This window comes from Parafrankia sp. EAN1pec, from assembly GCF_000018005.1.
Classification (GTDB): domain Bacteria; phylum Actinomycetota; class Actinomycetes; order Frankiales; family Frankiaceae; genus Parafrankia; species Parafrankia soli.
Genome location: NC_009921.1, coordinates 3,843,872 through 3,869,834 on the forward strand (window position 1 = coordinate 3,843,872; position 25,963 = coordinate 3,869,834).

Below are 25,963 nucleotides of genomic sequence, written 5' to 3' on the forward strand. Positions count from 1 at the left end.
TGTCGTGCCCTAGCCGATGTCAGGACGGCGGGGACCTCCGCGTCGCGGGACACGAACAGGTCGCGGCCCACGTCGATGCGAGAGGCGGCGCACTGCCGTGGCGCGGGGATGGTCGGTGTTCATCCCGTCATGGTGGGGCGCGTCGTCTTGATGAACGAGCTGTTGCCAGGAGTTGCCAACGCTCCTTGCGGTGGCGACAGGTGCGGAGGAACCTCTCCTGGTTGTGTGCCGATCAGGTCAACCTGGGCGTCGGGAGATCCGGATGCGACTATTGATCGCATCCGTTGGTCTCACGGTGGCAGGCACCACAGCCGGGCCTTCCGGGCGGTGGACGAAGTGGCGGACGGTCAACGACCGGTTCCGCCCCTGCTCGCCCCGATGATGATCGACCGTCAGCGGCGGTCGTTCATGCGTATCGGAGGCCGGATCCGAAGCGAAAGGCCGGATCGGTGGTGTCGAAGGGCGTGTCGGACCGGCTGTTCTCCACGGCGGCCATGGAGGAGGGGATGTCGAAGGGGAGGTTTCCCTGCGGCTGCGCGTCCCCGAAGAGGACCGCGGCGCAGGCCTGCTCCGAAGCGCCGAAGTTGACCGTGACGGCGGCGGCGGCCGCGGCGAGCCCGCCGATGATGGCGGGGCGGTCGAGGTAGACGTCGAGCACGGTCGGAAGGGTTTCGCAGATCTCCCGGACGCGCCGCTCCTCCTCGGCGGGGAAGGCGAGGGATCCGGCGTGGAAGAAGGATTCGTACTCGCCCTCCGCGCCGCGCTTCTCGAAGGGAGCCGACAGCCTGATCACGGCCACGTCGGCCTCCTGCGGCGTGGCGACGACCGCCGCGCGGTCCGCCAGTGCCGCCGGTGCGAGACCTTCCGCGTAGACGCGCAGGCCGCGCCGCAGCGGTAGCCGCGCGGGCGAGTCCGCCTCGTTCTTGAGCAGTGTGTATGCGGCCTGCTGCGCGGCGAGGCCGGCTACACGGGCGGTCTCCGAACCGACCAGCACGGTCGCCCGCTCGACGTCGACGAACGGATGGTCGAAAAGGCCGAGGTGGAACTTCTCGCGCAGCATCCGTCGGGCGGAGACGTCGAGACGACTCTCGCTGACCGAGCCGTTCCGCACGAGGGAGACCAGGACGTCGGGGCGCAGCTCACCGCCGAACTGGTCCACGCCCGCGTCGAGGGCCTTCAGCATGCGCTCCTCGAAGGTGAGGTGTTCCACGCCCCAGGACATCTGGGTCAGGACGCCCCAGTCGGTGCACACGATGCCGTCGAAGCCGAGCTGCTCACGCAGGATTCCGGTGACGACAGCCTTGTTGAAGGCGAAGCCCACCTCCTCCAACTCGAGGCCGACGGGCAGGCCGTAGTACGGCATCATCTGCGACACGCCCGCGTCGATGACCGCTCGGAACGGTTCGAGGTGCAGCTCGAACCGGCCCCCGGGGTAGACCTGCTCCCGGCCGTAGGCGAAATGGGGGTCCTCGCCGTCCTTCTGCGGGCCGCCGCCCGGGAAGTGCTTGGCCATGGCCGCGACGGACTCCGGCCCCAGGGCGTCAGCCCGCAGGCCGCGCACGTAGGCGGGAGCGAGCCGGGAGGCCAGATCGGCGTCCTCCCCGAACGTGCCGGAGATCCGGGACCAGCGTGGCTCGGTGGCGAGGTCGATCTGCGGGTGCAGGGCGACGCGGATGCCCGTGGCGAGGTACTCCCGGCGTACGGTGTCCGCGAAGCGCCCCACCAGCTCGGTCGAGCCGATCGCGGCGAATCCGAGCGGTTCGGGCCACTGGGAGAACGGCCCGGCCAGAAGCGCGGTCGCCGGGTTGTCGGTGAAGGAGTGCCGCGGATCGCTGGAGATTGTCACCGGTATGCCCAGCGGCGTGCCGAGTGCTTCTTCCTGGAGCTTGTTGTGCCACTGCGCGAGTTCCCGCGCAGAGGGCACCAGGGCGATGTTGAAGTGGTTGATGCGCTTGTGCAGCATGGACCGCATCGAGGGCATGCCGAACATGCCGGGATCGTCGAGTCCGCCGAGCATCGCGAGGGGATGGAACAGGAGGCCGGCTTTGGCTTCCAGGTCCAGGCGGGAGAGGAGGTCCGCCACGCGCCGGTCGGTGCTAAGAGTCGTGTCCTGATAGGGGAGGCTGACCTCCGGGATTCCCGAACCCGAGGCGGGGACCGAGGGGGAAGGCATGCCTTTCCCTCCCTTCTGTGTCGGTGACCGGTGGGATCGCGGGCACGGCGTGACCGGCGATGATCACATACAGGTGTCCGGCACGGAGGTGGGGGACCCGGCGCGTTCTCACAGCGGCATGCCCCGGCGGATGCGGCACTACTGCGGTCTCGGGCCGTCGGCCAGTCCGGCGGGTGCGCCGGCCCGGGGGCGGCTCTGTGCCGTGTCGCCGGTGAACTGCGCGGCGTAGAGCCGGGCGTAGGCACCGCCCGCGTCGACGAGCCCGTCGTGCGTGCCCTGCTCGACGAGCATGCCGTCCTCCATGACGACGATCGTGTCGGCGTCGCGGATGGTGGAGAGCCGATGCGCGATGACGAAGGCGGTGCGTCCCTTCCGGAGGCGGGCCATGGCCGCCTGGATGATCATCTCGGTGCGGGTGTCGACGGAGCTGGTCGCCTCGTCGAGCACGAGGACCGCGGGTTCGGCCAGGAAGGCCCGGGCGATGGTGAGGAGCTGCTTCTCGCCGGCGCTGATGCCGGAGTCCTCGTCGTCGACGACGGTGTCGTAGCCGTCGGGAAGGGTGCGGACGAACCGGTCGGCGTGGGCGGCCACCGCCGCCGCGACGACGTCCTCGCGTGTCGCGCCCGGCCTGGCGTAGGCGATGTTCTCGGCTATCGTCCCGCCGAACAGCCAGGTGTCCTGGAGCACCATCCCGACGCGGGCCCGCAGCCGCGCCCGCGGCATCGTGGCGATGTCGACGCCACCGAGTGTGATGCGCCCCCCGTCGATCTCGTAGAAGCGCATCAGCAGGTTGACCAGCGTGGTCTTGCCCGCCCCGGTCGGGCCGACGATGGCCACCGTGTGCCCTGGCTCCGCGACGAGCGACAGGTTCTCGATGAGCGGCCTGTCGCGGTTGTAGCGGAAGGAGACGTCCTCGAACGCCACCCGGCCGGCGGCCACCGGCGGCAGGCCGACCGCGCGCGGGTCCCCGGCGAGCGGCTCCACCTCGGCGGGATCCGGCGACTGCTCGGGGGCGTCGAGGATCTCGAAGACCCGCTCGGCGGAGGCGAGGCCGGACTGCACCATCCCGGCCATGCTCGCCAGGTACACCAGGGGCTGGCTGTACTGGCGGGAGTACTGGATGAACGCCTGGATGTCGCCGACCGTCAGCGCCCCGGCGGCCACCCGTACCCCGCCGACCACCGCGACCAGGACGTAGTTCAGGTTGCTGATGAACATCATCGCCGGCTGGATGGCGCTCGAGACCGACTGCGCGCGGCGGGTCGCCTCGGTCAGTTCCTCGTTCCCCGCGACGAAGACCTCCATCGCCTCCTGCTCGCGCCCGAACGCCTTGACCAGCCCGTGCCCGGTGAACATCTCCTCGACATGGCCGTTGAGCCGCCCGGTCTGCCGCCACTGCTCCAGGAAGTACGGCTGGGCCCGCTTCCCGATCCCGATGACGACCAGCAGCGACAGCGGCGCGGAGACCAACGCGATCAGGGCCAGTATCCAGGAGATCCAGAACATCACGGCCAGCATTCCCACGATGCTGAACAGCGGGATCACGAACTGCGCGAGCACCTGCTGCAGACTCTGGCCGAGGTTGTCGAGGTCGTTGGTGACCCGGCTGAGGATCTCGCCGCGGCGGCGGCCGTCGAAGTAGGCGACGGGCACCCGGGACAGCTTCGCCTCGACGTCGGCACGCAGGTGCCGAACGACGCGCTGCACGGCGAGATTGGCCGTCCAGGACTGTGCCACCGAGCACGCCCCCGCGGCCAGGTAGACCAGCGCCGCGTACAACAGCACCCGGCCTACCGCGCCGAAGTCGATGCCCTGACCGGGAACGACGTCGATCGCGCCGAGCACCTGCGCGATCGTGCCGTGGCCGTCGGCGCGCAGGTCGGCGAGCGCGTCCTTCCGGGTCTTCCCGGGGTCGAGCGCCTGGCCCAGCGACCCTGCCAGCACCAGGTCGGTGGCTCTGCCCAGCAGCCACGGCCCCGCCGCGGTGAACACCACGCTGACGATGCCGAGGCCTCCGGTGCCGAGCAGGAGGGCCCGCTGGCTGGAGATCGCGCGCCAGACGCGGCGCGTGGTACCGGCACCGGTACCGGGGTTTCCGTCGGACCGGCCGAGGGCGCGGTACGCCGCCGCCGGGCCGGAGGCACGGGTGGTCGCGTCGCGCTTCACGCGGCCTCCGCCTCGGTCATCTGCGACAGCACGATCTCGCGGTAGGTCGCGTTGCCGGCGAGCAGTTCCTGATGGCTGCCGGTGCCGACCACCCGTCCCTCGTCCAGGACGACGATCCGGTCCGCGGCGCGGATGGTGTTCACCCGCTGCGCGACGACGACGACGGCCGACCCGGTCGTCTCCCTGGCCAGTGCCGCGCGCAGTCGGGCGTCGGTGGCGTGGTCGAGGGCCGAGAACGAGTCGTCGAAGAGGTAGATGCCGGGCCGGCCGACGAGAGCACGGGCGATCGCGAGCCGTTGGCGCTGTCCGCCCGAGAAGTTCGTGCCGCCCTGCGCGACGGGTGCGTCGAGGCCCTCCGGGAGGGACTCGACGAAGTCGCGCGCCTGGGCGATCTCCAGCGCCCGCCACACCTCGTCCTCCGTCGCCGCCGGGTCCCCGTAGCGCAGGTTCGTCGCCACCGTTCCGGAGAACAGGTACGGGCGCTGCGGGACGTAGCCGATCGCCCGGCTCAGTGTGGCCCGGTCCAGGTCGCGGACGTCCCGCCCGCCGACGAGCACCGCGCCCTCGGTGGCGTCGGCCAGCCGGGGGATGAGGCTGAGCAGGCTGCTCTTGCCGCTGCCCGTACTGCCGATGACGGCGACCGTCTCACCGCCGGCGGCCGTGAGGCTGACGCCGCGCAGCACGGCGGCCTCGGCGCCCGGGTAGCGCAATCCCACCTCGCGCAGCTCGACGCGGGGTGCGCGGCTGAGCATCGGCACCGCCCGAACCGGCGGGACGACGGAGCTGTCGGTGTCGAGGACCTCGATGAGCCGCCCGGCGGACACCTCGGCGCGGGGCAGCATCCGCAGCAGGTAGGTCGCCATGATCGCGGCTCCGAGGACCTGCATGACGTAGCCCAGGAAAGCGGACAGCGAACCGACCTCGATGGCGCCCGCCTCGATGCGCCCCGCGCCGAACCACACGACGGCGACGCCTGCCAGGCCGGTCACGGTGGTGACCAGCGGGAAGATCAGTGCCATGAGCCGGCCCGCGCTGATCGACGCCTCGGTGAGCCGGGCGTTCGCGGCCTCGAACCGTTCGTGCTCCCGGTCCTCCTGGACGAAGGCCCGAATGACGCGCACGCCGGTGATCTGCTCCCGCATGATCCGGTTCACCGAGTCCAGGCTGTCCTGCATGATGACAGACAGCGGCGTCAGCCGGCGCAGGATCGCGACCACGGCCGTACCCAGCACCGGGGTGGTCACCACGAGCAGCAGCGACAGCCCGACGTCCTGGCCGAGGGCGAAGACGATCCCGCCGACGCACATGATCGGGGCGGTGACCATGAACGTGAGAGTGATCTGCACCAGCATCTGTACCTGCTGGATGTCGTTCGTGGTCCGCACGACCAGCGACGGCGCGCCGAAGTGGTGCAGCTCCCGCGCCGAGAAGGACTGCACCTGGCTGAACAGCGCGGCACGCAGGTCACGAGCCAGGAACGTCGCCGCCCGCGTCGCCGCCACGGCGGCCCCGATCGCGCACACCAGCTGGACGAGCGACACCGCCACCATGACGCCGCCGACCTGCCAGATGTAGCCGGTGTCGCCGGTCAGCACGCCCTTGTCGATGACGTCGGCGCTGAGGTCCGGGAGATAGAGGGCGGCCGCGGTCTGGAACAGCTGGAGGACGGTCACCAGGGCCAGCGCCCGGCGGTACGGGCGGACATGGGGCGCCAGCAGACGGATCAGCACGCGGTCTCCCGACAGCGGTCGAGCGGGCCGGAGGCAGGGCGGGAGCGGTGCGCCTGCGACACTGGCCCAGCGGGCAGAGTTACATCAAGATAGATGCATAGTGATTGCTGTAAGGATGCCATGGACGGATTCGAGCTGTTCCAGTTGGGTCGCAGGCTGATGAAGCTCGGTGAGCAGGCGATCCCCGAGCTCGGGCTCCGGCAGCTGTCCGCCCCGACGCGCGCGGTCGTCTTCGACGTCTTCGGCAACCCGGGCAGCTCGATCTCGGACATCACCGCGCGGGTCAAGTTCCCGCAGAGTCAGGTCTCGGCGTGCGTGGCCAGGTTGCGCGAGGCGGGCGTCGTCGAGACGGTCACCGACCCCGCCGACCGCCGCCGGACCCTCGTGCGTCCCACCGCCGAGGCGTTGCGGCGGTCCCAGGACCGGCCCCCGGCGCAGATCGACGACGCGTTGTCCGGGGCGACAGGCAGTACCGACCCGGCGGAGATCCAACAGCTGAAGGACGCGCTCACCACCCTGGCCGCCCTGCTCGACCGCCGCCGGCCCGATCCGGTCGGCGATCCGGCGGGCAACTTGTGGCAACCCGTTGCTGATCGGCTTCCGGATCGCTGACGCTTCGGCGCGTGCCCAACGCCCGCGTCCCACTCCACCGCGACTCCTCTCGACAGTTCCCCGCCGAGCCGGGGGCGCCCACGGCGGCGCCGGCGACCACGGCTGCCTCAAAGGCCCCGACGGACTCGTCGAGGGCGGTGTTTCCCGATGGCTTTCTCTGGGGGGCGGCCACCGCCCCGCATCAGGTGGAGGGCGGTAACGTCGGCTCGGAGATGTGGCGCTCCGAGTGGATGCCGAACTCGACGTTCGCCGAGCCGTCCGGGGACGCCTGCGACCACTACCACCGGTATCCGCAGGACATCGCCACTCTGGCGGGGCTGGGCCTGAACGCCTACCGGTTCGGGGTCGAGTGGGCGAGGGTCGAGCCCGAGGAGGGGTACTTCTCCCGCGCCGCGCTCGACCACTACCGGCGCATGGTGGCCACCTGCCTTGAGCACGGCGTGACACCGGTGGTGACCTACAGTCATTTCTCGTTGCCCCGGTGGTTCGCCGCGGCCGGCGGGTGGAGCAACCCGGCGGCCCCGGACCAGTTCGCCCGGTACGCGGCCCGGTTGACCGCGCACATCGGCGATCTGGTGCCCTGGGTGTGCACCCTCAACGAGTCGAACGTCATCTCGTTGTTGCTGCACCTGCGGGTCGCGCCGGCTGCCGCCCGCGAGGACGGTCTCGGGCTGGCGGAGGCCCTCAGGGCCCCGGCGCCCGCCGGGACACCGAAACGCGGCGGTTGGCCGCCCCCGGACGTCGAGATCATGGCCAAGGTGCACCGCAGGGCGGTGGAGGCGATCAAATCCGGTCCCGGCAACCCGGCGGTGGGCTGGACGCTGGCCCTGATCGACATCCAGGCGGCCGAAGGCGGCGAGCAGCGTCAGCTGGCGGTGCGCCAGGCGGCCGAGCTCGACTGGCTCGAGGTGTCCCGGGACGACGACTTCGTGGGTGTACAGACCTACACGCGGGAACGAGTGGGGTCTGAAAAGGTGCTCCCGCCGCCGGAGGGCGCGGCCACGACGCAGACGGGCTGGGAGGTGTACCCGCCCGCGCTCGGGCACACGGTCCGGCTCGCCGCCGAACACGCCAGGGTCCCGATCCTGGTCACCGAGAACGGCATGGCCACCGATGACGACGACGCCCGCGTCGCTTACACCCGCGCCGCCCTGCATGGCCTGGCCGCTGCCGTCGCCGACGGCGTCGACGTGCGCGGCTACCTGCACTGGACGCTGCTCGACAACTTCGAGTGGACGTCCGGCTTCGCGATGACCTTCGGCCTGATCGCGGTCGACCGGACGAACTTCGCGCGGGCGGTGAAGCCGTCGGCGCGCTGGCTCGGCGCGGTCGCGCGCGCCAACGGACTCGTCTGACGGCCCAGGAAAAAAGAAGGAAGGAAGTTCATGTTGCGTCCCCGGGACACTGCCACGCGTGAGCGCAGGAACCTGAGCGGGTTGTGGGCGTTCCGCCTCGACCCGGCCGGGGTCGGGCGCGAGGCGGGCTGGTGGCAGGGCCGCCTGCCCGAGGCACGCGAGATGCCCGTGCCGGCCAGCTACAACGACGTCCTCGTCGACGCGGGGGTACGGGACCACATCGGTGACGCCTGGTATCAGACGACGGTGCGTGTCCCGCGGGGCTGGGCGGGACAGCGGGTCGTGCTGCGTTTCGACTCGGCGACCCACCGCGCGGTGGTCTGGGTGGACGACGTGGAGGTCGCCAGCCACGAGGGTGGCTACACCCCGTTCGAGGCGGACATCACCGCGTACGCGCGGCCGGGCCGGGAGATCCGGGTGACAGCGGTGGTGAACAACGAGCTGACCTGGCAGTCGGTACCGCCGGGAGTGGTCGAGGACACCCCCTCCGGCCGCCGGCAGAACTACTTCCACGACTTCTTCAACTACGCAGGCCTGCACCGGCCGGTCTGGCTCTACTGCACCTCGCCGGACCACATTGACGACATCACCGTCGTGACCGGACTCGACGGAGCCGTCGGCACTGTCGACTACCGCGTCGAGGTGGCTGGTGCCGGCGAGGCCGCCGGCGACGCGGTCCGGCAGATTCGCGCGGTGCTCGAGGACGCGGAGGGAGCCGAGGTGGCGCGGTCCACCGGCGCCTCGGGTGTCCTGACGGTCGAGGGCGTGCGGCCGTGGCAGCCGGGTGCGGGATACCTCTACACCCTGCGGGTGGAACTAGCCGACGGCGGCGAGCTGGTCGACGACTACACCCTGGCGGTCGGCATCCGCACGGTGGAGATCGACGGCACGAATTTCCTGATCAACGGCGAGCCGTTCTATTTCACCGGGTTCGGCAAGCACGAGGATCTGCCGATCCGGGGCAAGGGCCATGACGACGTTTTCCTGGTCCACGACTTCGCCCTGATGGAGTGGATCGGCGCGAACTCGTTCCGGACGTCGCACTATCCGTACGCCGAGGAGGTGCTCGACCACGCCGATCGCCACGGGATCGTCGTGATCGACGAGACGGCGGCCGTCGGCCAGAACACCGGGGTCGGCGGCGGCATCGTCGGGTCGCGCCCGTATCCGACCTTCTCGCCGGAGACGATCAACGATGCCAGCCGCGACGTCCATGCCCAGGCCATCCGGGAACTCGTCGCCCGGGACAAGAACCATCCGTGCGTCGTGCTCTGGAGCGTCGCCAACGAGCCGGAGTCGACCACCGAGGCGTCCCGGGACTACTTCGAGCCGTTGTTCGCGCTCACCCGCGAACTCGACCCGACCCGGCCGGTGGGCTTCGTGAACATGTTGCTGGCGCGGCCCGGGATGGACCTGGTCATGCAGTTCTCCGATGTGATCATGCTCAACCGGTACTACGGCTGGTACCTGAACACCGGTGACCTGGCAGGTGCGGAGACGGCCTGGCAGGCCGAACTCGAGGGCTGGGCGGCCGAGGGCAAGCCGATCATCATCACCGAGTACGGGGCCGACACCATCACCGGCCTCCACCAGGTCACGCCGCAGCCGTGGAGCGAGGAGTACCAGGCCGAGTACCTGGAGATGAACCACCGCGTCTTCGACCGGATCGACGCCGTGATCGGCGAGCATGTGTGGAACTTCGCCGACTTCGCCACGAAGTCGGCGATCTTCCGGGTGGACGGGAACAAGAAGGGAGTCTTCACCCGGGACCGCCACCCGAAGTCCGCCGCCCACACACTGCGCCGCCGCTGGCGCGGCAAGAACTGAGGCCGGCGCGGGCCGGGCCACCGGGGCGGTGGCCGGTCCGTGTGCGCCGGCCGGTACCGGTCCTCAGGATGCCCCGGCGCGGGGCGCCACCGCGGCGACCGCCTCGGAGGCGCCGGCTGGCAGACCCGACCTTGCGGGCCCTCCCGGCGCGACCCGGCCTCCTGCGAGACGGCGGGAACAGAGCCCGCGGCGGGCAGCCGTGGAGCCTCGTTCGACGAGGGTCGTCGGCAGCACCAGCGGCGATCCGGACGGGCGCCGTCCGCGTGCCACGGCGACGCAGTTGCGCACGCCCGTCGCGCCCATCTGGTGAAGCGGCGCCGCGACGGTGGTCAACCCGGGTGCGACGATCTCGTCGAAGACGATGTTGTCGAAGCCCACGATGCTGACATCGTGCGGCACGGTGAGGCCCAGGCTGATCAGCCCCTTGATCACGCCGATGGCGAGCTGGTCGTTGTAGGCGATGACCGCGCCCGCTCCGATCTCCGCGATCCGGCGCGCGGCCTGGAAACCGGAGCGCATGGTGGGAACGTTGGGGCCGAGCCGCCGGATCTCCAGCTCCAGGTCCGGGCCGGCCTCCCGTAAGGCGCGCCAGCGGATCCCGTCCGACCAGCTCGTCTCCGGGCCGGCCAGGTAGAGGACGCTGTCGTGGCCGAGCGCGCGCAGGTGACTGGCGGCCTGGCGGATCCCGTGGCTGTTGTCCGGCACCACACAGCTGACCTCGGGGATCGTGCGGTTGAGCAGGATGACGGCCTTCTGCTTGGCTGTCATCCGCAGCGCCGAGTCGCTCATCCGTGAGCTGGCGATGACGAAGCCGTCCACCTGGGACAGCTCCCGTTCGAGGGTCCACCGCTCCACCGCCGCGGACTCGCTGGTGTGGGTGAGCAGCAGCAGATAACCGGCCTGCTCGGCGGCGGCGTGGGCGCCTCGAATGATCTCGTTGTAGTAGGGGTTCGTGACGTCGGAGATGACCAGCCCGATCGTCTTCGTCGCCCCGGTGGCGGGGCCACCCCCGTCCAGGCGGCTGCTCCGGTAGCCGAGCCGCTCGGCCGCCTCGAAGATCCTGCGGGCGGTCTCGGCCGCCACCCGGCCGGGACGGGCGTAGGCCCGCGAGACGGTGGACGTGGCGACCCCCGCCTCGCGGGCCACATCATAGATCGTCGGACGCTGGTGCATTGATGCAGGGTAAAGCTCTCAATCCGGCGAAAACAGATGGCGACTGCTGGATCGGCGCGGGTCAGACCGCGGCCCCGGCGGCCGACTCGAGCCGTAGCCGCCACGTCCATGTGTACTCGTGGTCGGTGAGGCGGTGACGGGGACGGGTGTCCGGGCCCAGCTGGGCGGTGCCGACACCCCGGTGCGCCACGTCGAGGTGGACGACGGTGACGTCGCTGGGCGGGAGCTCCCACCAGTGGGCCGCGGCCTCGAGCTGATCGACGCGATGCCGGCCGACGGCCATCTGCACCGGCGTCGGGTGGAAGGTGCGCACGGTGCCGGCCGGACCGCTCAGGCACAGCTCGCTCACCGCCCCGCGCCCGCCGTTCTCCTGCGGAACGAGGTAGGGCACGGCCAGGTCGTCGATGCGTTCCCGCCAGGAGCCGAGGAGCGCGGAGGAGCGGCGGTCGGGGTAGTTCTCCCACGGCCCGAGCCCGACCCAGCGGGCGTCGTCGAAACCGGGCGTGAGCTCGAACTCCACGCCGACCCGCAGCGCGTCCTCGGTGTCCGCGGGCAGCTGGACGTGCTCGTCGAACCGGTAGTCGTGCTCGGCCAGCGCGCTGATGACGCGGCGGTGCGTCACCTCGGTGCCGAACGCGGTGGCGTAGGCGGTGGTGATCGTCAGGCTGCCCCCGTCCGCTTCGGCCGTGACTGCCCCGGGGGTGAGGCGGAAGAAGCCGGAGCGGACGAAGCGCTGGTCGAGGGAGAAGGACTTGTCGTTGTCGGTGACTGCCCGCCACAGGCACAGTGCCGGGGCGCGCCGCAGCAGGGGGTGTACGACGGACCCGTCCTGGTCGACGCGGAGGGCGTCGGGAACCGGGGCGGACAGCAGGGCGACCGGCGGCCGCGGGAAGGTGATCTGGTGTGCGGCGACGACGGTGCCCGCCGGTGCCCACCGCGCGCCCTGCCTGGTCCGCACGGTCAGGGTCAGGGCCAACGGCGGTGCGGACCCGAGCAGCTTGCGGATCGGGTCGGGCAGCTCGATGGTCCCGGTCGCCCCGGGCGCGACGTCCGGCACGTCGACGGTGACCGGGTCCGTCGACCGGTCGTTCTCCACCTGTAGTTCCAGGACGTAGGCGCTCAGGTCGTTGAAGGACTGGCGGTTGCGGATGCCGATCGCCCCCGCGAGCGCGGCCGCGGCGTCCGAGACGATCCGTACCGGGCTGAACAGGCCGCGTGCCTCGTACAGCGCGGGCTGGGGGGTGAGGTCGGGAAAGACGATGCCGTTCACCAGGGTCGCGCCGTCGTGGGGGACGTCCCCGAAGTCGCCGCCGTAGCGGTACCCGCCGTCGCCCGCGGGATCGAGGGAATGGTCCTTGAACTCCCAGATGAACCCGCCCTGCAGGCCGGGCAGCGTCTCGAACATCTCCCAGTACTCGGCCAGCCCTCCGGTCGAGTTCCCCTGCGAGTAGGCGTACTCGCACAGGATCACCGGACGGTCGGCCCGCGGATCGGCGGAGAAGGCGGCCAGCGCCTCGAACGAGGGGTACATCGGGCAGACGATGTCGGTCGCGGCCCGGCCGCCGTGCCAGTCGAGGGCGATCGCCCCCTCGTAGTGCAGGGGGCGGGTCGGGTCGAAGCGGCGCAGCCATCCGGCGGCGGCGTCGTGGTTCGCTCCGTAGCCCGTCTCGTTGCCGAGCGACCAGACGATCACGCTCGGATGGTTGCGGTCGCGCAGCGTCATCCGCGACACCCGGTCGAGGAAAGCCGGCAGGTAGCGCGGATCGTCGCAGATCGCGTTGGCGAAGGCGTGCGCCTCGATGTCCGCCTCGTCGACGACGTAGAAGCCGAGCTCGTCACACAGCTCCAGCAGGCGCGGGTCGTTGGGATAGTGCGAGGTGCGGATCGCGTTCACGTTGAACCGTTTGAGCAGGGAGAGCTCCGCGAGCATCGTCCGCGCCGAGAGAACCCGGCCGGTGCGGGCGTCCGTGTCGTGGCGGTTCACCCCCTGGATGAGGATCCGTCCGCCGTTGACCAGCAGATCCCGGCCCTCGATCCGGACCCGCCGGAAGCCGATCCTGGTGCGGGTCTCGTCCACGACCTCGCCGCCGGGGGAGACGAGCGCGACGACGAGATCCTCCAGATGGGGAGACTCGGCCGACCACGGCTCCACCTCGAGGCCGTCGAGGTGGAGCGTGGCGGTGCCGGCAGGCCGCCGGGGCGCGAGGCTGCGTCTCAGGGACGGAACCGCCGCCGACCACCTCGGCGGGATCGGGGCGTCCGCGGCTATCTGGGAGACCAGGCTCATGAAGTCGGCCGGGACGCGGGGCTCGGGCCGGACCGACCGGTCGTCCCAGGGCGGTGGGAGTCCCGGAGCCGGGGAGCAGGGGGTGACCGGCAGCGTCGATCGGCGCCCCAGGACGTCGACCCGCACGGTCCACGCGAGTTCCGGCAGGTGGTCGAGACCGGCGGTCGACACCTCCAGGCGCAGCGTCCCGCGACGCGCCTCGGGATCGAAGTCGGCGACGACAGCCAGGTCGGCCAGCCGGATCTCCGGGAGCGTGTAGACGTACACCGACCGGGTGATACCCGACTGCCACCAGTGATCCTGGTCCTCGAGATAGGAGACCGACGACCACTTGGAGATCACCAGCTCCACCGTGTGCCGGTCCCGTCCGCCGGCGACACAGGCCTCGGTGATGTCGAACTCGGCGGCGAGATGCGAGTCAGTGGAGACGCCGATCGCGCGCCCGTTCACGAACACCCGCAGCAGGCCCTCCGCCGCCCCGACATGCAGGATCGCCCGGCGGCCCGCGGCGGGGCGCAGCTCGAAGGAACGCCGGTAGACCCCGGTGGGGTTGCGCGCCGGGATGCGCGGGGGCGTCTCGTCGAACGGCATCCGGACATTCGTGTAGTGCGCCGGGTCGCCGGCCTCGCTCATCGTCCAGAGGCCGGGGACGTCGGCGCGCTTCCACTCCGCACCGGGGGGCGCGGTCGGGCTGTCCAGCAACTGGAAGTCCCACACCCCGTCCAGCTCGACCTCGGCGGGTCGCCTGATCGAATGCATCGGCAGCCGACCCAGGGCCTGGAAGCCGCTGTCCTCCCACGGCACTGCGGTGAAGTCGGTCCCAGTCATGCCCACCCTCGCCTCGCCTCGACCTGTCACCGGCAACGCATTACCTCGTGCCGGCACGCCCGAAGCCGAGCAGTTGCCATCTGTTGCCAGTCGGCGCTCGCGGTATCGGCCCGAACCCGAGGCCCGGGCCCGGGCGAGGGCATGGATGGGTGGCTACCGCAGGTTCACCTGGCCGGCATCGACGGGGAGCACCGTGCCGGTCACGTAGCGGCCGTCATCCGACACCAGGTAGAGAATGGCGTTCGAGATGTCGACCGGGTCCACCGCCTCGACGGGCAGCGCGTTGGTCAGCCCGCGGGCGAGCTCCGGCGCGTGTGCGATGATGCTGGCCACGTCCCCGTTGTTGGCCATGGGTGTGCGCACCGTGGTCGGGGCGATGCTGTTCACCCGGATGTTGTGCGGCGCCAGGTAGTTGGCCCACGACCGCATCAGCCCGACGACGCCGTGCTTGGCCGCGGTGTATCCCAGGAACCCCGAGGCGGCGATGCCCACGCCGATCAGGCCGCCCGCGGAGCTGGTCAGCACGATCGCCCCGCCCTGGCCCCGTTCGATCATCGACGGGATCGCCACGCGGCCGGTGTTCCACACGCCGGTGAGGTTGACGCTGATGACGTCATCCCACTGCTGCTCGTCGGCCGCCGCCCCGCCCGGGCCGATGCCGGCGTTCGCCAGAACGATGTCGACCGGGCCCAGCTCAGCGGTGCCCTCCTCGAAGGCCTGCCGTAGCGCGGACACGTCGCGGACGTCGACCTGCCGGGTGACGATCCGCCTGCCTGTCGCTTCGACCGCCTTCACGGTGTGTTCGAGGTCGTCCGGAGTCGCCATCGGGTAAGGCACCGACTCCACCTGGGCGCAGATGTCCACCGCGATGATGTCGGCGCCTTCCTGCGCCAGACGGATCGCGTGGCTGCGGCCCTGGCCGCGCGCGGCGCCGGTGATGAAAGCGACCTTGCCTTCGAGCTTTCCCATGAACAATCTCCTCGGATAGTGGTGTGCCGATTCGGGAACCAGCGCCGACCAGGTCGAATAAGGCGCATGACGGAGACGGGACGGCCCGCCGGCCAGCGAGGTCACGGGAACGTGCCGACCCGCGACAGCGACCCCCCGGCTGGGCGGGTGGACGGTCTCGGTGACCGGCCGGCCCGGCGGCATCTCGTGACGGCAGGGCCGAGTTCCGGGAACCGGATCCCGCCGTGCGAAAGGCGCGTCATGACCGCCACGCCGTGATCGCCTCCTGCCCAGCCGACACCCAAGCGGGACGAATCGGCCTCCCTCGGCCATTGAACGCTAGTTCAGCACCGCGGGCGCATCGCGTCAACCGAAACCCGGGCGGGGTCGCCCTTCGCCTCCCATCCCTCGCTGTGCGCCATGGTGAGCTCTCGGAGTGCCCTCCCGTTCCCCGTCCGCGACCCGCACGGTCGATATTGTGACTCTTGGCTTCCATTGTCTCACCGAAAGCGTCATTGCATTGGGGTCACCGCCCTCACGTCTTCTGCTATACAGGTGTTCAGTATCGGAGGCGGTGTGGGCCGCGGGCGCCGCGGCGTGGCCTTCGAGATCAACAGAGGGCGGATGGCGGCTCCTGCTCCGGCCAGACCGCTCCACAACCACGGCGGGGCCCCAGTCCGCGGAATCCGACTGAAGATCCAGGTGGTCACGATGAACCAGAAGCCGTTCCGCTTCGCTGTACAGGGCACGCGCGCCACCTCGGGCCGCGAGTGGTACGACCTGGCCCGCAAGGCTGAGGCCCTCGGGTACTCGACGCTCTTCGTCGCGGACCACTACCTCGGGCCGGGCCCCGCGGCCCGGGCCTGCAGCATGCCGCCGCAGCACCTGGCGCCGGTCTCGGCGATGGTCGCCGCCGCCGCGGTCACCTCGACCCTGCGGGTCGGCTGCCGGGTCTTCTGCATCGACTACCACGTGCCCGCGGCCCTGGCGAAGGAGGCCGCGACCATCGATCTGCTCTCCGAGGGCCGGCTCGAGATGGGTATCGGCGCCGGAGTACAGGTCAACGAGTACAAGGCCCTCGGCATCCCCTTCCTGCCCGGCAAGGAGCGGGTCGACAAGCTTGAGGAGGTGATCGCCCTGTTCAGGGCGCACTGGTCCGGTGAGCCGATCGACCTCAGCGGCGAGCACGTCGATGTCCACGGCTACCGGGGGCTGCCGCGGCCCGCCCAGAAGCCGCACATCCCGCTGATGATCGGCGGGAATCGGAAGCGCATGCTCTCGCTGGCGGCCAGGGAGGCCGACATCGTCAGTATCGGCAACGTGCCCTTCGACCCGCTGAACGCCTCCGGCCTCACCCCCAGGCAGGAGGCGGTGCACCGGTACGAGGTGGTGCGTGCTGCCGCCGGCGAGCGCCTGGACGAGATCGAGATCGAAGGATCGCCCTACTTCACCATTCTGACGGAGGACCGCGATTCGGCGTACAACGAGATCGCCAGCTGGATCTCGGTCGACGCGTCGGTGCTCCCCGAGCACCCCAACGTTCTGGTCGGCACGCTCGACGAGATGGAGCAGCGGCTGCGCGCCAACCGGGAGGAGCTCGGCACGAACTATGTGACCGTTCCCCAGAACGCCATCGACACGTTCGCGCCTCTGGCCGAGCGGCTGCGGGGGAAATGAGCTGGACGCTACGCCGCCCGCTGACCGGGCGGCGCTACGGCCAGCTGGCGCCCGGCGTTCGCGCCACCGGGCGGTCAGCGGGCGGACTCGGCGACGAACTTGACGTGCCGGGCGCCCTGCTCGGCCCTCAGCCGGCCAGCGAGCTGAGCAGGTCGCGGGTGCGCTTCAACGAGGCACGCAGGTCGGGGCCCGCGGGGACGATGTGGGCGTGGAAGTCGGTGGCTCCGGCGTCGAACAGGGCGTGCAGCTGGGCCTCGACCGACTTCTCGTCGCCGACGATCGCGGCGTCCGCCGGGCCGTCGGCGCCGCCGACCTTCATGATCCGCTGATAGGCGGGCGACGTCGCGTACGCGGCGGAGCCGGCGGCGACGGCCGCCCGGGCCTCCTGCTCGTCGTCGTGTACCACGACCGGCAGGCCCGCGACGATTCTCGGCGCCGGTCGGCCCGCGGCCTCGGTGGCGGCGAGCAGACGCGGTGCGACGTGGTTCTCGATCGCCTGGATCGGGGCCATCCAGAGAATCGCGCCGTCGGCGAGCTCACCGGCGATGCGCAGCATTCGTGGCGAGAGCGCCGCCAGCAGCACCGGGACCGGGTGAGCGGGCCGGACCATCCCGGCCGGCACGTGGGCGCTCCATTCCTTGCCCTCGAAGTCGACGCCCTCGCCGCGCAGCAGCGGCATCAGGATCCGCAGGTACTCCTCGGTGTTCAGGCCGGGACGGGTGTAGGACAGGCCGTAGATGCCCTCGACGAACCCCTGGTGTGAGGGGCCGAGACCGATGGTCAGGCCGGGCCGGCGCAGCACGGCCGCGGCGCCGGCGATCCGCTGGGCCTGGAGCAGCGGGTGGACCGGGTAGGTCTGCAGCACGGCGGTGCCGAGCTCGACCGTGGACGTCTCGCGGCCGGCGAGAGCCATCGCGGCGAGCGGGTCACCCTGGACGACACTTGCGTACCACAGTGACTGGAAGCCGTCGGTTTCGGCCTGCTTCGCCTGCGCGAGGAGCCTGTCCGGTGTCGAGCCGCCGCCACCCAGACCGATACGCATCCATGTACTCCGAGTTCGTTAGGTAGATGATTCACCCCGTGGGGTGCTGGCGGCCGGCAGTCGGAGGCGGGGCCGTGCACCGTCGCAGCCTCCCAGATCACTACGGCTGGCTACCGGAACCCGGCCCGGGCGGACGCCGGGCGCGAAGGGCCGATCACGCGACCCACGCCACGCTGAACGGAAGTTCAACATAGTCTCATCATGGCGTCAACCGTGATCCGCGCCGGGCAGGGTGACGGCGGGGACCGGGCTGGGCGTAGCCGTGGCCGTGCCCCCGAGCGGGCCCGGACCTGCGTACCGCGGCTGGTTCTGTACGAGACTCGAGGTCATGACGCACCCAGCTGGCGCCGCGCCGTCCGCGCCCCTGAAGACTCCACGCCGACGCCGGGTCGACACGGCGCGGCGCGCGGATCTGCTGGAGCAGGTCACCGACGTCTTCCTGGCCGAGGGTTTCACCGCGGTGACCGTCGACGATCTGGCCCGTCGGATGCGCTGTTCGAAGGCCACGCTCTACGGGGTGGGCGCTACCAAGGAGCAACTGGTGGTCGCCGCCACCAAGCACTTCTTCGGCACCGAGGCCGCCCGCATCGAGCGGATGGTCGCCACATTCAGCGAGCCACAAGAAATGATCACGACGTATCTGGAGGGCGTGGCTCAGGCCATGCGCCGCAACTCGCCGGCGTTCTACGCCGACATGGTCACCTACGGCCCTACCGCGGAGATCTACCGCCGCAACACCGCCCGAGCCGCCGAACGCATCCTGGAGATGATCGACGGCGGTGTGCGTGCCGGCGTCTTCCGCGCGACGAACGCCGCGTTCGCCGCTCAGGTCGTCGCCCTCGCGATCGAGGCCGTCCAGTCCGGCACGCTGCTCGAACGCACAGGCCTGTCGGCCGCGGAGTCCTTCGCCGAACTCGCCGACCTGCTGTTCAACGGCCTCCGGCACGCGAGCTGAGCACCTCGTCGCGGCGAGTCTCGGATCGGGTCGAGCGGCGAGACGGCGTGTGGCGGATCGGGCCGGGGCGGCGCACCCTCGAATGAACTCTGAACGGCGCCACGTCTGAACCGTGCGTCGATGTCACCGACCGCGCTCTCGCATTCCGGGTGCGGGTGGTCGTGGCCCGACTCACTGGATGTTTGATTCGTCTTGATTACGGCTTATGTTCTAGCGGGGGTCTCGCCAGGTGGGCGTGGTCTCGCCCGTTATGCGCTTGGCCGTGTTGTCGATCATAACGATATGGATCATCGCTTCGGAGCTGGCGGGGAGGGTCTCGTAGTCACGGACCAGGCGGCGGTGCAGCATGAGCCAGCCCAGGCTGCGTTCGACGGCCCAACGTCGTTTGACGACGTGGAAGCCGCGGGTCCCGGTTTTTCTGGGAACGACCTCGACATCGATACCGAGGGCGGCACCGTGCTCGACCACGGTGTTCTTGAAGCCCTTGTCGACCCAGGTTTTCGACAGGGACTGCCAGGTGTTTTTGGCCTGGTCGAGCAGGCGTATGCCGAGAGCGTTGTCGGACAGGTGGGCGGCGGTGACGGTCACGGCGAGCAGCAGGCCGAGGGTGTCGGTGACCACGCCCCGCTTCCGGCCGACGATCTTCTTGCCGGCGTCGGTGCCCTGGCTGGCAAGGGGAACGTCGGTGGAGGTCTTGACGGTCTGGGTGTCGAGGATGCACGCGGTCGGCTCCGGCTCGCGGCCCTCGGCGGCGCGGGCCAGGCTGGTCAGGGTGTAGCCGAGCCGGGCGAGAATGCCCTCGTCGCGCCAGGCGGCGTAGTAGAAGTAGACGGTGTTGTGCGACGGGAAGTCGTGGGGCAGGTATCTCCAGGGAATGCCGGTCCGGTTGAGGTAGAGGATTGCGTTGAATACCTCGCGGAGGTCGACCTGGGCGGGTTGTCCGGTGGGCCGGCGGTCGAGCCGGGCCTTCTGCCAGGTGCGCAGGGTGGGGGCGATCAGCTCCCAGCGGGCGTCGGACAGATCGCTGGGGTAGGTCTTACGCGGGCTCATGACAGACGCTTCTCCCTTTTCTGCCGGTCCCTAAACCGACCTGGTCGGATGTGGCTCCGTGCGGCCGGGGAGGGAGTTTTCGTCCCCTCGTCGGACCAGACAGGCGCCGGGCCGCATACCCGCGCTGAACGGGCGGCCGGAGCGCAGCCGCGGGGTGCGTGAACGTGCTTCTACGGCATGAAGCGCGCAGAAGCCGCCGTCCTCAAAGGCGATGTATCGTCACCAGAGTTGCATAAACATCCAGTTAGTGGCCGCGGTGGATGTTCTGGACGAGAGCGTGTCCCGCACCGATGGTCTGGATGGAGCGGAGGCGTTTCAGCCCGCGCATGGGCTGAAGCCTGGCTTTCAGCCGGCTGTGATCAGACTCGATCCGGTTGTTCTCCCTGTGGGGCTCCAGAACCCCGATTCGGCCTGTGAGCTGGTCTTTTGCGGTTGACAGGATCTTCCGCGCAAGTGGTCAGGCGGCGTTGCGATATTCGTTGATCATGCCGCCGAGGATGCGTGTGCGACGGATGGTAGAGTCCGGCGTCGGGGCGACCACGGGTGGCGAGTCGGGTGGGTGCTGGCTGAGGGAGCGGTGGGGCCGGTGGGGGTTGAAATGCTTCGCGTAGCTGTCGAGGACCGATGTCAGGTGCTGTTCGGAGACGATTAGCAGCCTGTCGGTGCATTCCCGGCGGGCGGTGCCGACCCAGCGTTCCGCGATCGCGTTCGCCTGTGGCGACTGTGGCGGTGTGCGCACCACGTCGATACCGGCCCCGGCGAAGACAGCGTCGAAGGAAGCCGTGAACTTCGTGTCGCGGTCACGGATGAGGAACCGGAACCGGTGGCCACGTTCGTCGAGGTCCATCAGCAGGTTCCGTGCCTGCTGGGTGACCCACGCCGTGGTCGGGTGCTTCGTGGCCCCGAGAACATGAATGTGGCGGGTGGCGTGTTCGACAACGAAGAACACGTAGATCCGCTGGAGGAACGCGGTGTCCACCGTGAAGAAATCGCAGGCCAGCAGGCCGGAGGCCTGGGCGGGCAGGAACGTGCGCCAGGAGGTGTCGGCCTGTCGGGGTGCGGGGTCGACGCCGGCGTGGTGCAGGATCCGCCAGACGGTGGCGACCCCGACCGGGTAGCCCAGCCCGGCGAGTTCGCCTTGGATCCGGCGGTGGCCCCAGGTCGGGTTTTCCTGCGCGAGGCGCAGGACCAGCTCGCGGATCTCCCGGCGGATCGGTGGCCGCCCGGGTGTCCTGCGCGGGTAGGTCCATTGTCGTGCGAGGAGTTCCCGGTGCCAGCGCAGCACGGTGGCCGGGGTGACGACGAACGAACCCCAGCGGGCCCGGGGTAGCAGCCGGGACAGGGCTGCGAGGATGACGCGATCCGCCGGTTCCAGCGTCGGGCGGTTCACCTGCCGTCGTAACACTGCCACCTGATGTCGCAGGACGAGGAGCTCCGCCTCTTTCGCGGTGTCGCCGCGCACGCGGAGCAGCATCAGTCCGAGAGCGTTGCGTGTCAGGGCGTAGAGCAGCGACCACACCATGACCATCCAGCCTGCCCGACACAGGCCCAGTCCGGCAGGAAAACACGCAGGTCACCGCCCAAACCGGGGTTCTGGAGCCCCACAGGCCCCGTGGGAGGCCCGGCCTCTCCGTCTTCAGCGGGGCTGCATCCGGCCAGCGATACCAGCGCGACCTCGCACACGACGACGCCACGAACGCCCACGAAGCCCCTCCAGACCGCCTGGAGGGCACGATAGAACACCCCGGCTCCGCCCACCTCCAGTTCCCGGGCTACTCCATGGCCATACGGCAGTCCCGGCGAAGTCCGGTCCGCTTCTCGTCCATAGCTTGATCGACTAGTCCCCAAGGAACCACAGGTAACGGTGGCGCTCCTCGGCTGCCACCGAGCAAAGCCGTCTGATTTCGGACCTGCTTTCCTCGCCCAGGACCTTCCCGGCCGGAAGCCGGTCCAACTCCTTCAGTAGCAGCGGGATCTGGCGCTCGTTGAAGACGGTGTCAAGAAACGCGCAGACACCGCTGAGCGCAGGAAATGACGATGAGTCGAGGTCGATGAACTCCTGAGTCCACTCGAATCCACGGGCACCATGGGCGATGTGCGTCCCGCACTCGGTCCGTACTTGTAGATCGATCACCGCTCCAGCGTAGCCACCCGCCTGCGGGCCGGCCTGACGCTGCGTCAGGCCGGCCCGCAGGTTCTTCATCTCCTCAACGTATGGGCGGGAAGGACATCCGGCCCGTTCGGATCAGGCGAGAGGTGCGACGATGGGAGCGTACAGGGCCTTCGTGCACACGTAGCTCGACGCGGCCGCCGGATCCCCGGAGCCCTTGTAACGCGGGTAGCTGGGGAAGATGCAGACCGGCTTCGTCGCCGTTCCCGCTCGGGTGGTGGCGACCGGCGCCGCGCCCGGAACGACGTTGTTCTCGACCCAGTTCTGGATCAGCGACTGCACGTCGACGTTGTCCGGAATGAGGTTCCCCTGCGCGTCGACGCCACCGTACGAGTGCCCCTGGTTGGGCAGGACGTAGTACTTGACCGAGGCCTTCACCGCGGCGGGACCACCGTTGACCAGGTTGGTCAGCAATCTGTTGTAGTACTCCATCTGCGCGCGGGAGTTCGCGACGGCGTCAGAGCCGTTCGTCACGATGACGATCTTTCCACCGGCCCTCAGGTAGGTACGGATGTCCGTCGCGATGTCCAACTGCTCCGAGTACAGCTGCAGATGTGTCTTGTGCGTCGTCAGATCCAGGTCAAGAAGACTGAAGTTCGGGTTGCCCATGCGCTTGGCCAACCACATCTGCGTGACCGGCCCACCGAGAACTCCACCGCCACCGCCGAAATACGCCGGGTCGTGGGCCGCCGGTGCGGTCGGGCTGAACAACCATGGGGTCTGCGGGCCGAACGGGCCGAGCGGAGGAAGGTTCTCCATGCCTCCGGGGTAGCCCGCGAACGTGGTCCTGCCACCGGCCAGCGCATACGGGTACTGAACCGGCTTGTAGAAGGATTCGAGCGTGGTGATCTGCGCCGCCGTGAGGCAGTTGTCGGTCTCCGCACCGCTGCAGAGCAGGCCCTGGAACGGCTGTGCGGTCCTCGTCACGTCAAGGCGGTAGCTGCAGTCCAGGTAGTTGTTGATGACACCGTCGGTCCGGCCGTCGAGCGCGTCGCACTTCGACAACACGTACGTCGCCACCGCGTTCGCCTTGGTGGGCGGCAGGTAGTTGGCGGGGTTCAGCTGGATCTTGCCCTTGTAGGCCGGATCGTAGAAAATGTTGGAGAGATCGACCGCCGGCATGTTGGCGGCAATACCCTGGTAGTCTCCAGGGTAACGGTTCGCGGCGATCAGGCCTTCACGGCCACCCCCCGAGGTACCGATGTAGTAGTTGGCCGTGGGACCCCTGCCGTACAGTTTCTTCAGAATCCAGATACTCGCGTCATGGGTCTTCTTGATACCCTGATGGGCGTAGTTCAGCCACGACTCGTCGTTGGTGATCCAGGGGCCGGGAGTCTGCCCCGCGTGGCCGGAGTCGCCGCCGTAGACGGCGTAGCCCGTGGAGAGCGGTGGCACCGAGGACGGCGATCCGTAGCTGGCACCGATCACGTCGGGCACGAACCCGTTCAGCCCCGATCCACCGAACTGCCAGGCTTTTTCGTTCCACGCCGTGGGGACAGCGGCCGCGAACTTGATGTCCTCCGCCTGTGGATCGACCGAGAGGATTGTGCCCCTGACGTCACAGTACTCGGGACGGCTGACTCCGTTGACCGTCCCGGCGGGCACGAGGGTGGCGGAGTCGATGGTCGCGCCCAGGGTGGGCAGGCCGATGCTGCTGGCCGGTATTGTCACCTGTCCCCCGGAACCCGGAGCGAGCGACGCGCAGGTGACGCCGCTGAGCAGCGGGACGGCGGACGACGAAGGCGGGGCTGCCTGCGCGAGAGCGGACGGCAGGAGCACAGCCGTCACGGCCACAGCGGCTCCCGCCCCCAGTAACCTTGTTCTGCGCAACTCTCTTTCCCTTCTCGACGTTGCCGCCTCACGCACACGTGTCCACGAGGCGGCGGGACCTTACGTGACGGCAGCTTCTCTGCCGTCGTCGACGGGCGGCACGGTGGGCGCCTTCAGGCATCCACCGCGAACCACCCGCCGAGAACCAGGGACCGCCGATCCGGCCGGTCGATGACACTCACGCTCGCGTATCTTCTGGAATGCCCGCTGACCCGGCGCCGCCGTGCCGAGCAGGCGCCGATCTCGGCGGTGGCCACGTCCTGCCTGCCGAGGGTGTCAGCCCGCCGTGTGGACCTGTCGGGAAGGTTTCCGAATAGGAAGACCGTCGGAATGGCTGTCGGATCCGGGCATGGGAAACGCGGGCGTGGACGATTGGACCGGCGGCACCAAAAACCCGTTTCGAGCATACTTCCTGCTGCCGGGACGCGGACACGCTCCCACACCGTCGTGGGGTCGCTTCCAGCCTGCTTATGGTCCCCGGCCCAGCATTCCTGACGGGGATCCGTCTTCCGAGATGCTATGTCCGAGAGAGCCCTCCCGGATTTTTCAACTCGTTCGAAGATTTTCGCGCACGGATGGTGCCCGCAGCGGCGACCAAAGCGGTACTCCTACCCCGAGGGGAAGGAGAACGGTCTCGGATCCACCGCGCTCCACGTAGGTCACATATTTAGCCTTCGGCTGGCCGCCAGGGCAATCAGTTGCTGCTTGTTGCCACATCTCCAGCCGAAATCCGTCGACTTGTTTGGCCGGTGCTGCACGAGATCAGCGCCGCATCCAGTGGGGCTTTGTCGGTCTCACAGGGCGTTCGATCCTGCGGAGGGCACTGTTGCATCGGCGAAGTCCGCCATCACGCGGCTGCCGACCAGCCATGATCGAACGATGCGTCGACGTCGTGTCCGTCCACCGGCTCCGACATCGGAGTTCGTCGGGTTCGGGTTCCCGCCTGAGGTGATCGTGCTGGCGGTCTGCTGGTACCTACGGTTCGCGCTGTCGTACCGGGACGTCGAGGAGCTGCTCGCCGAACGCGGCATCGACGTTGATCACGTAACTGTGTACCGGTGGGTGCAGCGCTTCACACCCCTACTGGTCGAGGCAGCGAGGCCGTGCCGGCACCGTCCCGGTGACAGATGGTTCGTCGACGAGACCTACGTCAAGGTCGCCGGCCGCTGGACCTACCTCTACCGGGCGGTCGACCAGTACGGCCAGGTCATTGACGTCCTGACAAGCACCCGCCGCGACCAGACTGCCGCCCGCCGGTTCTTCACCCGGGCGCTGGCAAATGGGCGCCGGCCGGTCGAGTTCACCACCGACAAGGCCCCGGTCTACCCGCGGATCCTCGACGAGTTCCTGCCCGAGGCCTGCCACGTCGACGCCGCCCGGGAGAACAACCGGATCGAAGCCGACCACGGACGACTCAAAGCCCGACTCCGGCCCATGCGCGGCCTGAAACGCCTCCGCTCAGTCCAGACGATCAGCATCGGCCACGCCCTCGTGCAGAACATCCGCCGCGGCCACTACGAACTCGCCATCGACACCAACCCACAGCTTCGACTGGCAGCCGCGTTCACTGAACTCGCCGCCGCCTGACCGGTAGCCGGCCGCCGCCGCAGGCATGCCCCGCCCTCGTCGAACGCAACAGTGCCGTTGAGGGGAGGGCGACACCGGGTCGCTTCCCACGTTCACTGAGAACCCTTGCGACGGTGTCGGTGCCCAGCTATACCCCGGCGGCATCGTCACGGACCGCACATCGCAGTCTTGGTCCGGACCTCCAATCGCCCATACAGCAGACGATCAGAGAGGAGAGTCCATCGGTTAGAGCGCTCTCCAGCACCGCGGCGCGGCCCACCCACCAGAGTTGGCGGGCCGCTGACGACTCACGGGGCGTCAACCACTGGTTCACTTTCCTTGCACCCATCCCGTCTTCGCTTGCGGGCACGGACCGTCTGGTGGTGCCGATCCGCCCCTACGTTGTCGAGGCTGCTCCCGGCCTCGCCCCCAACCCGGGGATCGACCTGCCTCCAGCTTCAACCGGTCACTGCGATGACCAGCGGCGGACTCCTCCTTCCGCAGGGTTCTTCAGCGCCTCGTGGCGCACAGCCGACCCCGATCTGGTCCGCCGGTGGGGAGGCTGGCCGCGGAG

17 protein-coding genes and 1 pseudogene are annotated in these 25,963 nt (G+C 69.5%); 6 read left to right on the forward strand and 12 right to left on the reverse strand.

Going from position 1 to position 25,963, the window contains the following annotated elements:
* Nucleotides 1-406: 406 nt before the first annotated feature.
* From FRANEAN1_RS15765 to FRANEAN1_RS15775, 3 genes are all read right to left on the reverse strand, one after another.
* Nucleotides 407-2,173: a glycoside hydrolase family 3 N-terminal domain-containing protein gene (locus FRANEAN1_RS15765; protein ID WP_020460797.1), complete on the reverse strand. Its 1,767-nt coding sequence runs from the start codon at nucleotides 2,171-2,173 to the stop codon at nucleotides 407-409.
* A gap of 138 nt (nucleotides 2,174-2,311) precedes the next feature.
* Nucleotides 2,312-4,339 (reverse strand): ABC transporter ATP-binding protein, encoded by a 2,028-nt coding sequence (locus FRANEAN1_RS15770; RefSeq protein ID WP_020460798.1) that lies wholly within the window; start codon nucleotides 4,337-4,339, stop codon nucleotides 2,312-2,314.
* Nucleotides 4,336-6,069, reverse strand: a complete 1,734-nt coding sequence (locus FRANEAN1_RS15775) for an ABC transporter ATP-binding protein (RefSeq protein ID WP_020460799.1) — start codon at nucleotides 6,067-6,069, stop codon at nucleotides 4,336-4,338. The genes FRANEAN1_RS15770 and FRANEAN1_RS15775 overlap by 4 nt, the downstream gene beginning before the upstream one ends.
* Nucleotides 6,070-6,189: 120 nt before the next feature.
* On the opposite strand from FRANEAN1_RS15775, the gene FRANEAN1_RS15780 reads away from it, so the two are divergent.
* The 3 genes from FRANEAN1_RS15780 to uidA all read left to right on the forward strand — a co-directional run bounded on the left by FRANEAN1_RS15780 (nucleotide 6,190) and on the right by uidA (nucleotide 9,863).
* A complete protein-coding gene (locus tag FRANEAN1_RS15780; protein ID WP_020460800.1) occupies nucleotides 6,190-6,681 on the forward strand; it encodes a MarR family transcriptional regulator in 492 nt (163 codons plus the stop codon).
* Nucleotides 6,682-6,818: 137 nt separating this feature from the next.
* Nucleotides 6,819-8,036 (forward strand): family 1 glycosylhydrolase, encoded by a 1,218-nt coding sequence (locus FRANEAN1_RS15785; RefSeq protein ID WP_041254228.1) that lies wholly within the window; start codon nucleotides 6,819-6,821, stop codon nucleotides 8,034-8,036.
* 30 nt (nucleotides 8,037-8,066) lie between these two features.
* Nucleotides 8,067-9,863 carry a beta-glucuronidase gene (gene uidA, locus FRANEAN1_RS15790; RefSeq protein ID WP_020460802.1) on the forward strand — a complete coding sequence of 599 codons (1,797 nt, stop codon included), beginning with the start codon at nucleotides 8,067-8,069 and terminating at the stop codon, nucleotides 9,861-9,863.
* A 63-nt stretch (nucleotides 9,864-9,926) separates the two neighbouring features.
* On the opposite strand, the gene FRANEAN1_RS15795 is transcribed toward uidA, so the two are convergent.
* From FRANEAN1_RS15795 to FRANEAN1_RS15805, 3 genes are all read right to left on the reverse strand, one after another.
* The gene (locus FRANEAN1_RS15795; protein WP_347177162.1) at nucleotides 9,927-11,009 is read right to left on the reverse strand and encodes a LacI family DNA-binding transcriptional regulator; all 1,083 of its coding nucleotides are present in this window, start codon (nucleotides 11,007-11,009) and stop codon (nucleotides 9,927-9,929) included.
* Nucleotides 11,010-11,097: 88 nt separating this feature from the next.
* A complete protein-coding gene (locus FRANEAN1_RS15800; protein ID WP_020460804.1) occupies nucleotides 11,098-14,151 on the reverse strand; it encodes a glycoside hydrolase family 2 TIM barrel-domain containing protein in 3,054 nt (1,017 codons plus the stop codon).
* A 153-nt stretch (nucleotides 14,152-14,304) separates the two neighbouring features.
* A complete protein-coding gene (locus tag FRANEAN1_RS15805) occupies nucleotides 14,305-15,120 on the reverse strand; it encodes a mycofactocin-coupled SDR family oxidoreductase (RefSeq protein WP_020460805.1) in 816 nt (271 codons plus the stop codon).
* Nucleotides 15,121-15,810: 690 nt separating this feature from the next.
* On the opposite strand from FRANEAN1_RS15805, the gene FRANEAN1_RS15810 reads away from it, so the two are divergent.
* Nucleotides 15,811-16,776: a TIGR03621 family F420-dependent LLM class oxidoreductase gene (locus tag FRANEAN1_RS15810; protein WP_041255969.1), complete on the forward strand. Its 966-nt coding sequence runs from the start codon at nucleotides 15,811-15,813 to the stop codon at nucleotides 16,774-16,776.
* A 127-nt stretch (nucleotides 16,777-16,903) separates the two neighbouring features.
* On the opposite strand, the gene FRANEAN1_RS15815 is transcribed toward FRANEAN1_RS15810, so the two are convergent.
* Nucleotides 16,904-17,818: a TIGR03564 family F420-dependent LLM class oxidoreductase gene (locus FRANEAN1_RS15815; RefSeq protein WP_020460807.1), complete on the reverse strand. Its 915-nt coding sequence runs from the start codon at nucleotides 17,816-17,818 to the stop codon at nucleotides 16,904-16,906.
* A gap of 328 nt (nucleotides 17,819-18,146) precedes the next feature.
* Here FRANEAN1_RS15815 and FRANEAN1_RS15820 point away from each other — a divergent pair, with 328 nt between their 5' ends.
* Complete coding sequence (locus FRANEAN1_RS15820; protein WP_020460808.1) at nucleotides 18,147-18,773, forward strand: TetR/AcrR family transcriptional regulator; 627 nt, start codon at nucleotides 18,147-18,149, stop codon at nucleotides 18,771-18,773.
* Nucleotides 18,774-18,983: 210 nt separating this feature from the next.
* Here FRANEAN1_RS15820 and FRANEAN1_RS15825 read toward each other — a convergent pair whose 3' ends face one another.
* The 5 genes and pseudogenes from FRANEAN1_RS15825 to FRANEAN1_RS15840 all read right to left on the reverse strand — a co-directional run bounded on the left by FRANEAN1_RS15825 (nucleotide 18,984) and on the right by FRANEAN1_RS15840 (nucleotide 23,787).
* Nucleotides 18,984-19,823: an IS5 family transposase gene (locus FRANEAN1_RS15825; RefSeq protein ID WP_020460809.1), complete on the reverse strand. Its 840-nt coding sequence runs from the start codon at nucleotides 19,821-19,823 to the stop codon at nucleotides 18,984-18,986.
* Nucleotides 19,824-20,070: 247 nt separating this feature from the next.
* Nucleotides 20,071-20,265, reverse strand: a pseudogene (locus FRANEAN1_RS38900) (DDE-type integrase/transposase/recombinase); the annotation flags it as partial.
* Nucleotides 20,266-20,280: 15 nt separating this feature from the next.
* Nucleotides 20,281-21,345: an integrase core domain-containing protein gene (locus FRANEAN1_RS15830; RefSeq protein ID WP_041255970.1), complete on the reverse strand. Its 1,065-nt coding sequence runs from the start codon at nucleotides 21,343-21,345 to the stop codon at nucleotides 20,281-20,283.
* A 315-nt stretch (nucleotides 21,346-21,660) separates the two neighbouring features.
* Nucleotides 21,661-22,026, reverse strand: coding sequence for a hypothetical protein (locus tag FRANEAN1_RS15835; RefSeq protein ID WP_020460812.1), 366 nt, complete (start codon nucleotides 22,024-22,026; stop codon nucleotides 21,661-21,663).
* A gap of 42 nt (nucleotides 22,027-22,068) precedes the next feature.
* Entirely contained in the window at nucleotides 22,069-23,787 is a 1,719-nt protein-coding gene (locus FRANEAN1_RS15840) for a tannase/feruloyl esterase family alpha/beta hydrolase (protein WP_020460813.1), read from the reverse strand.
* 915 nt (nucleotides 23,788-24,702) lie between these two features.
* On the opposite strand from FRANEAN1_RS15840, the gene FRANEAN1_RS15845 reads away from it, so the two are divergent.
* A complete protein-coding gene (locus tag FRANEAN1_RS15845; protein WP_041254230.1) occupies nucleotides 24,703-25,410 on the forward strand; it encodes an IS6 family transposase in 708 nt (235 codons plus the stop codon).
* Nucleotides 25,411-25,963: the final 553 nt, after the last annotated feature.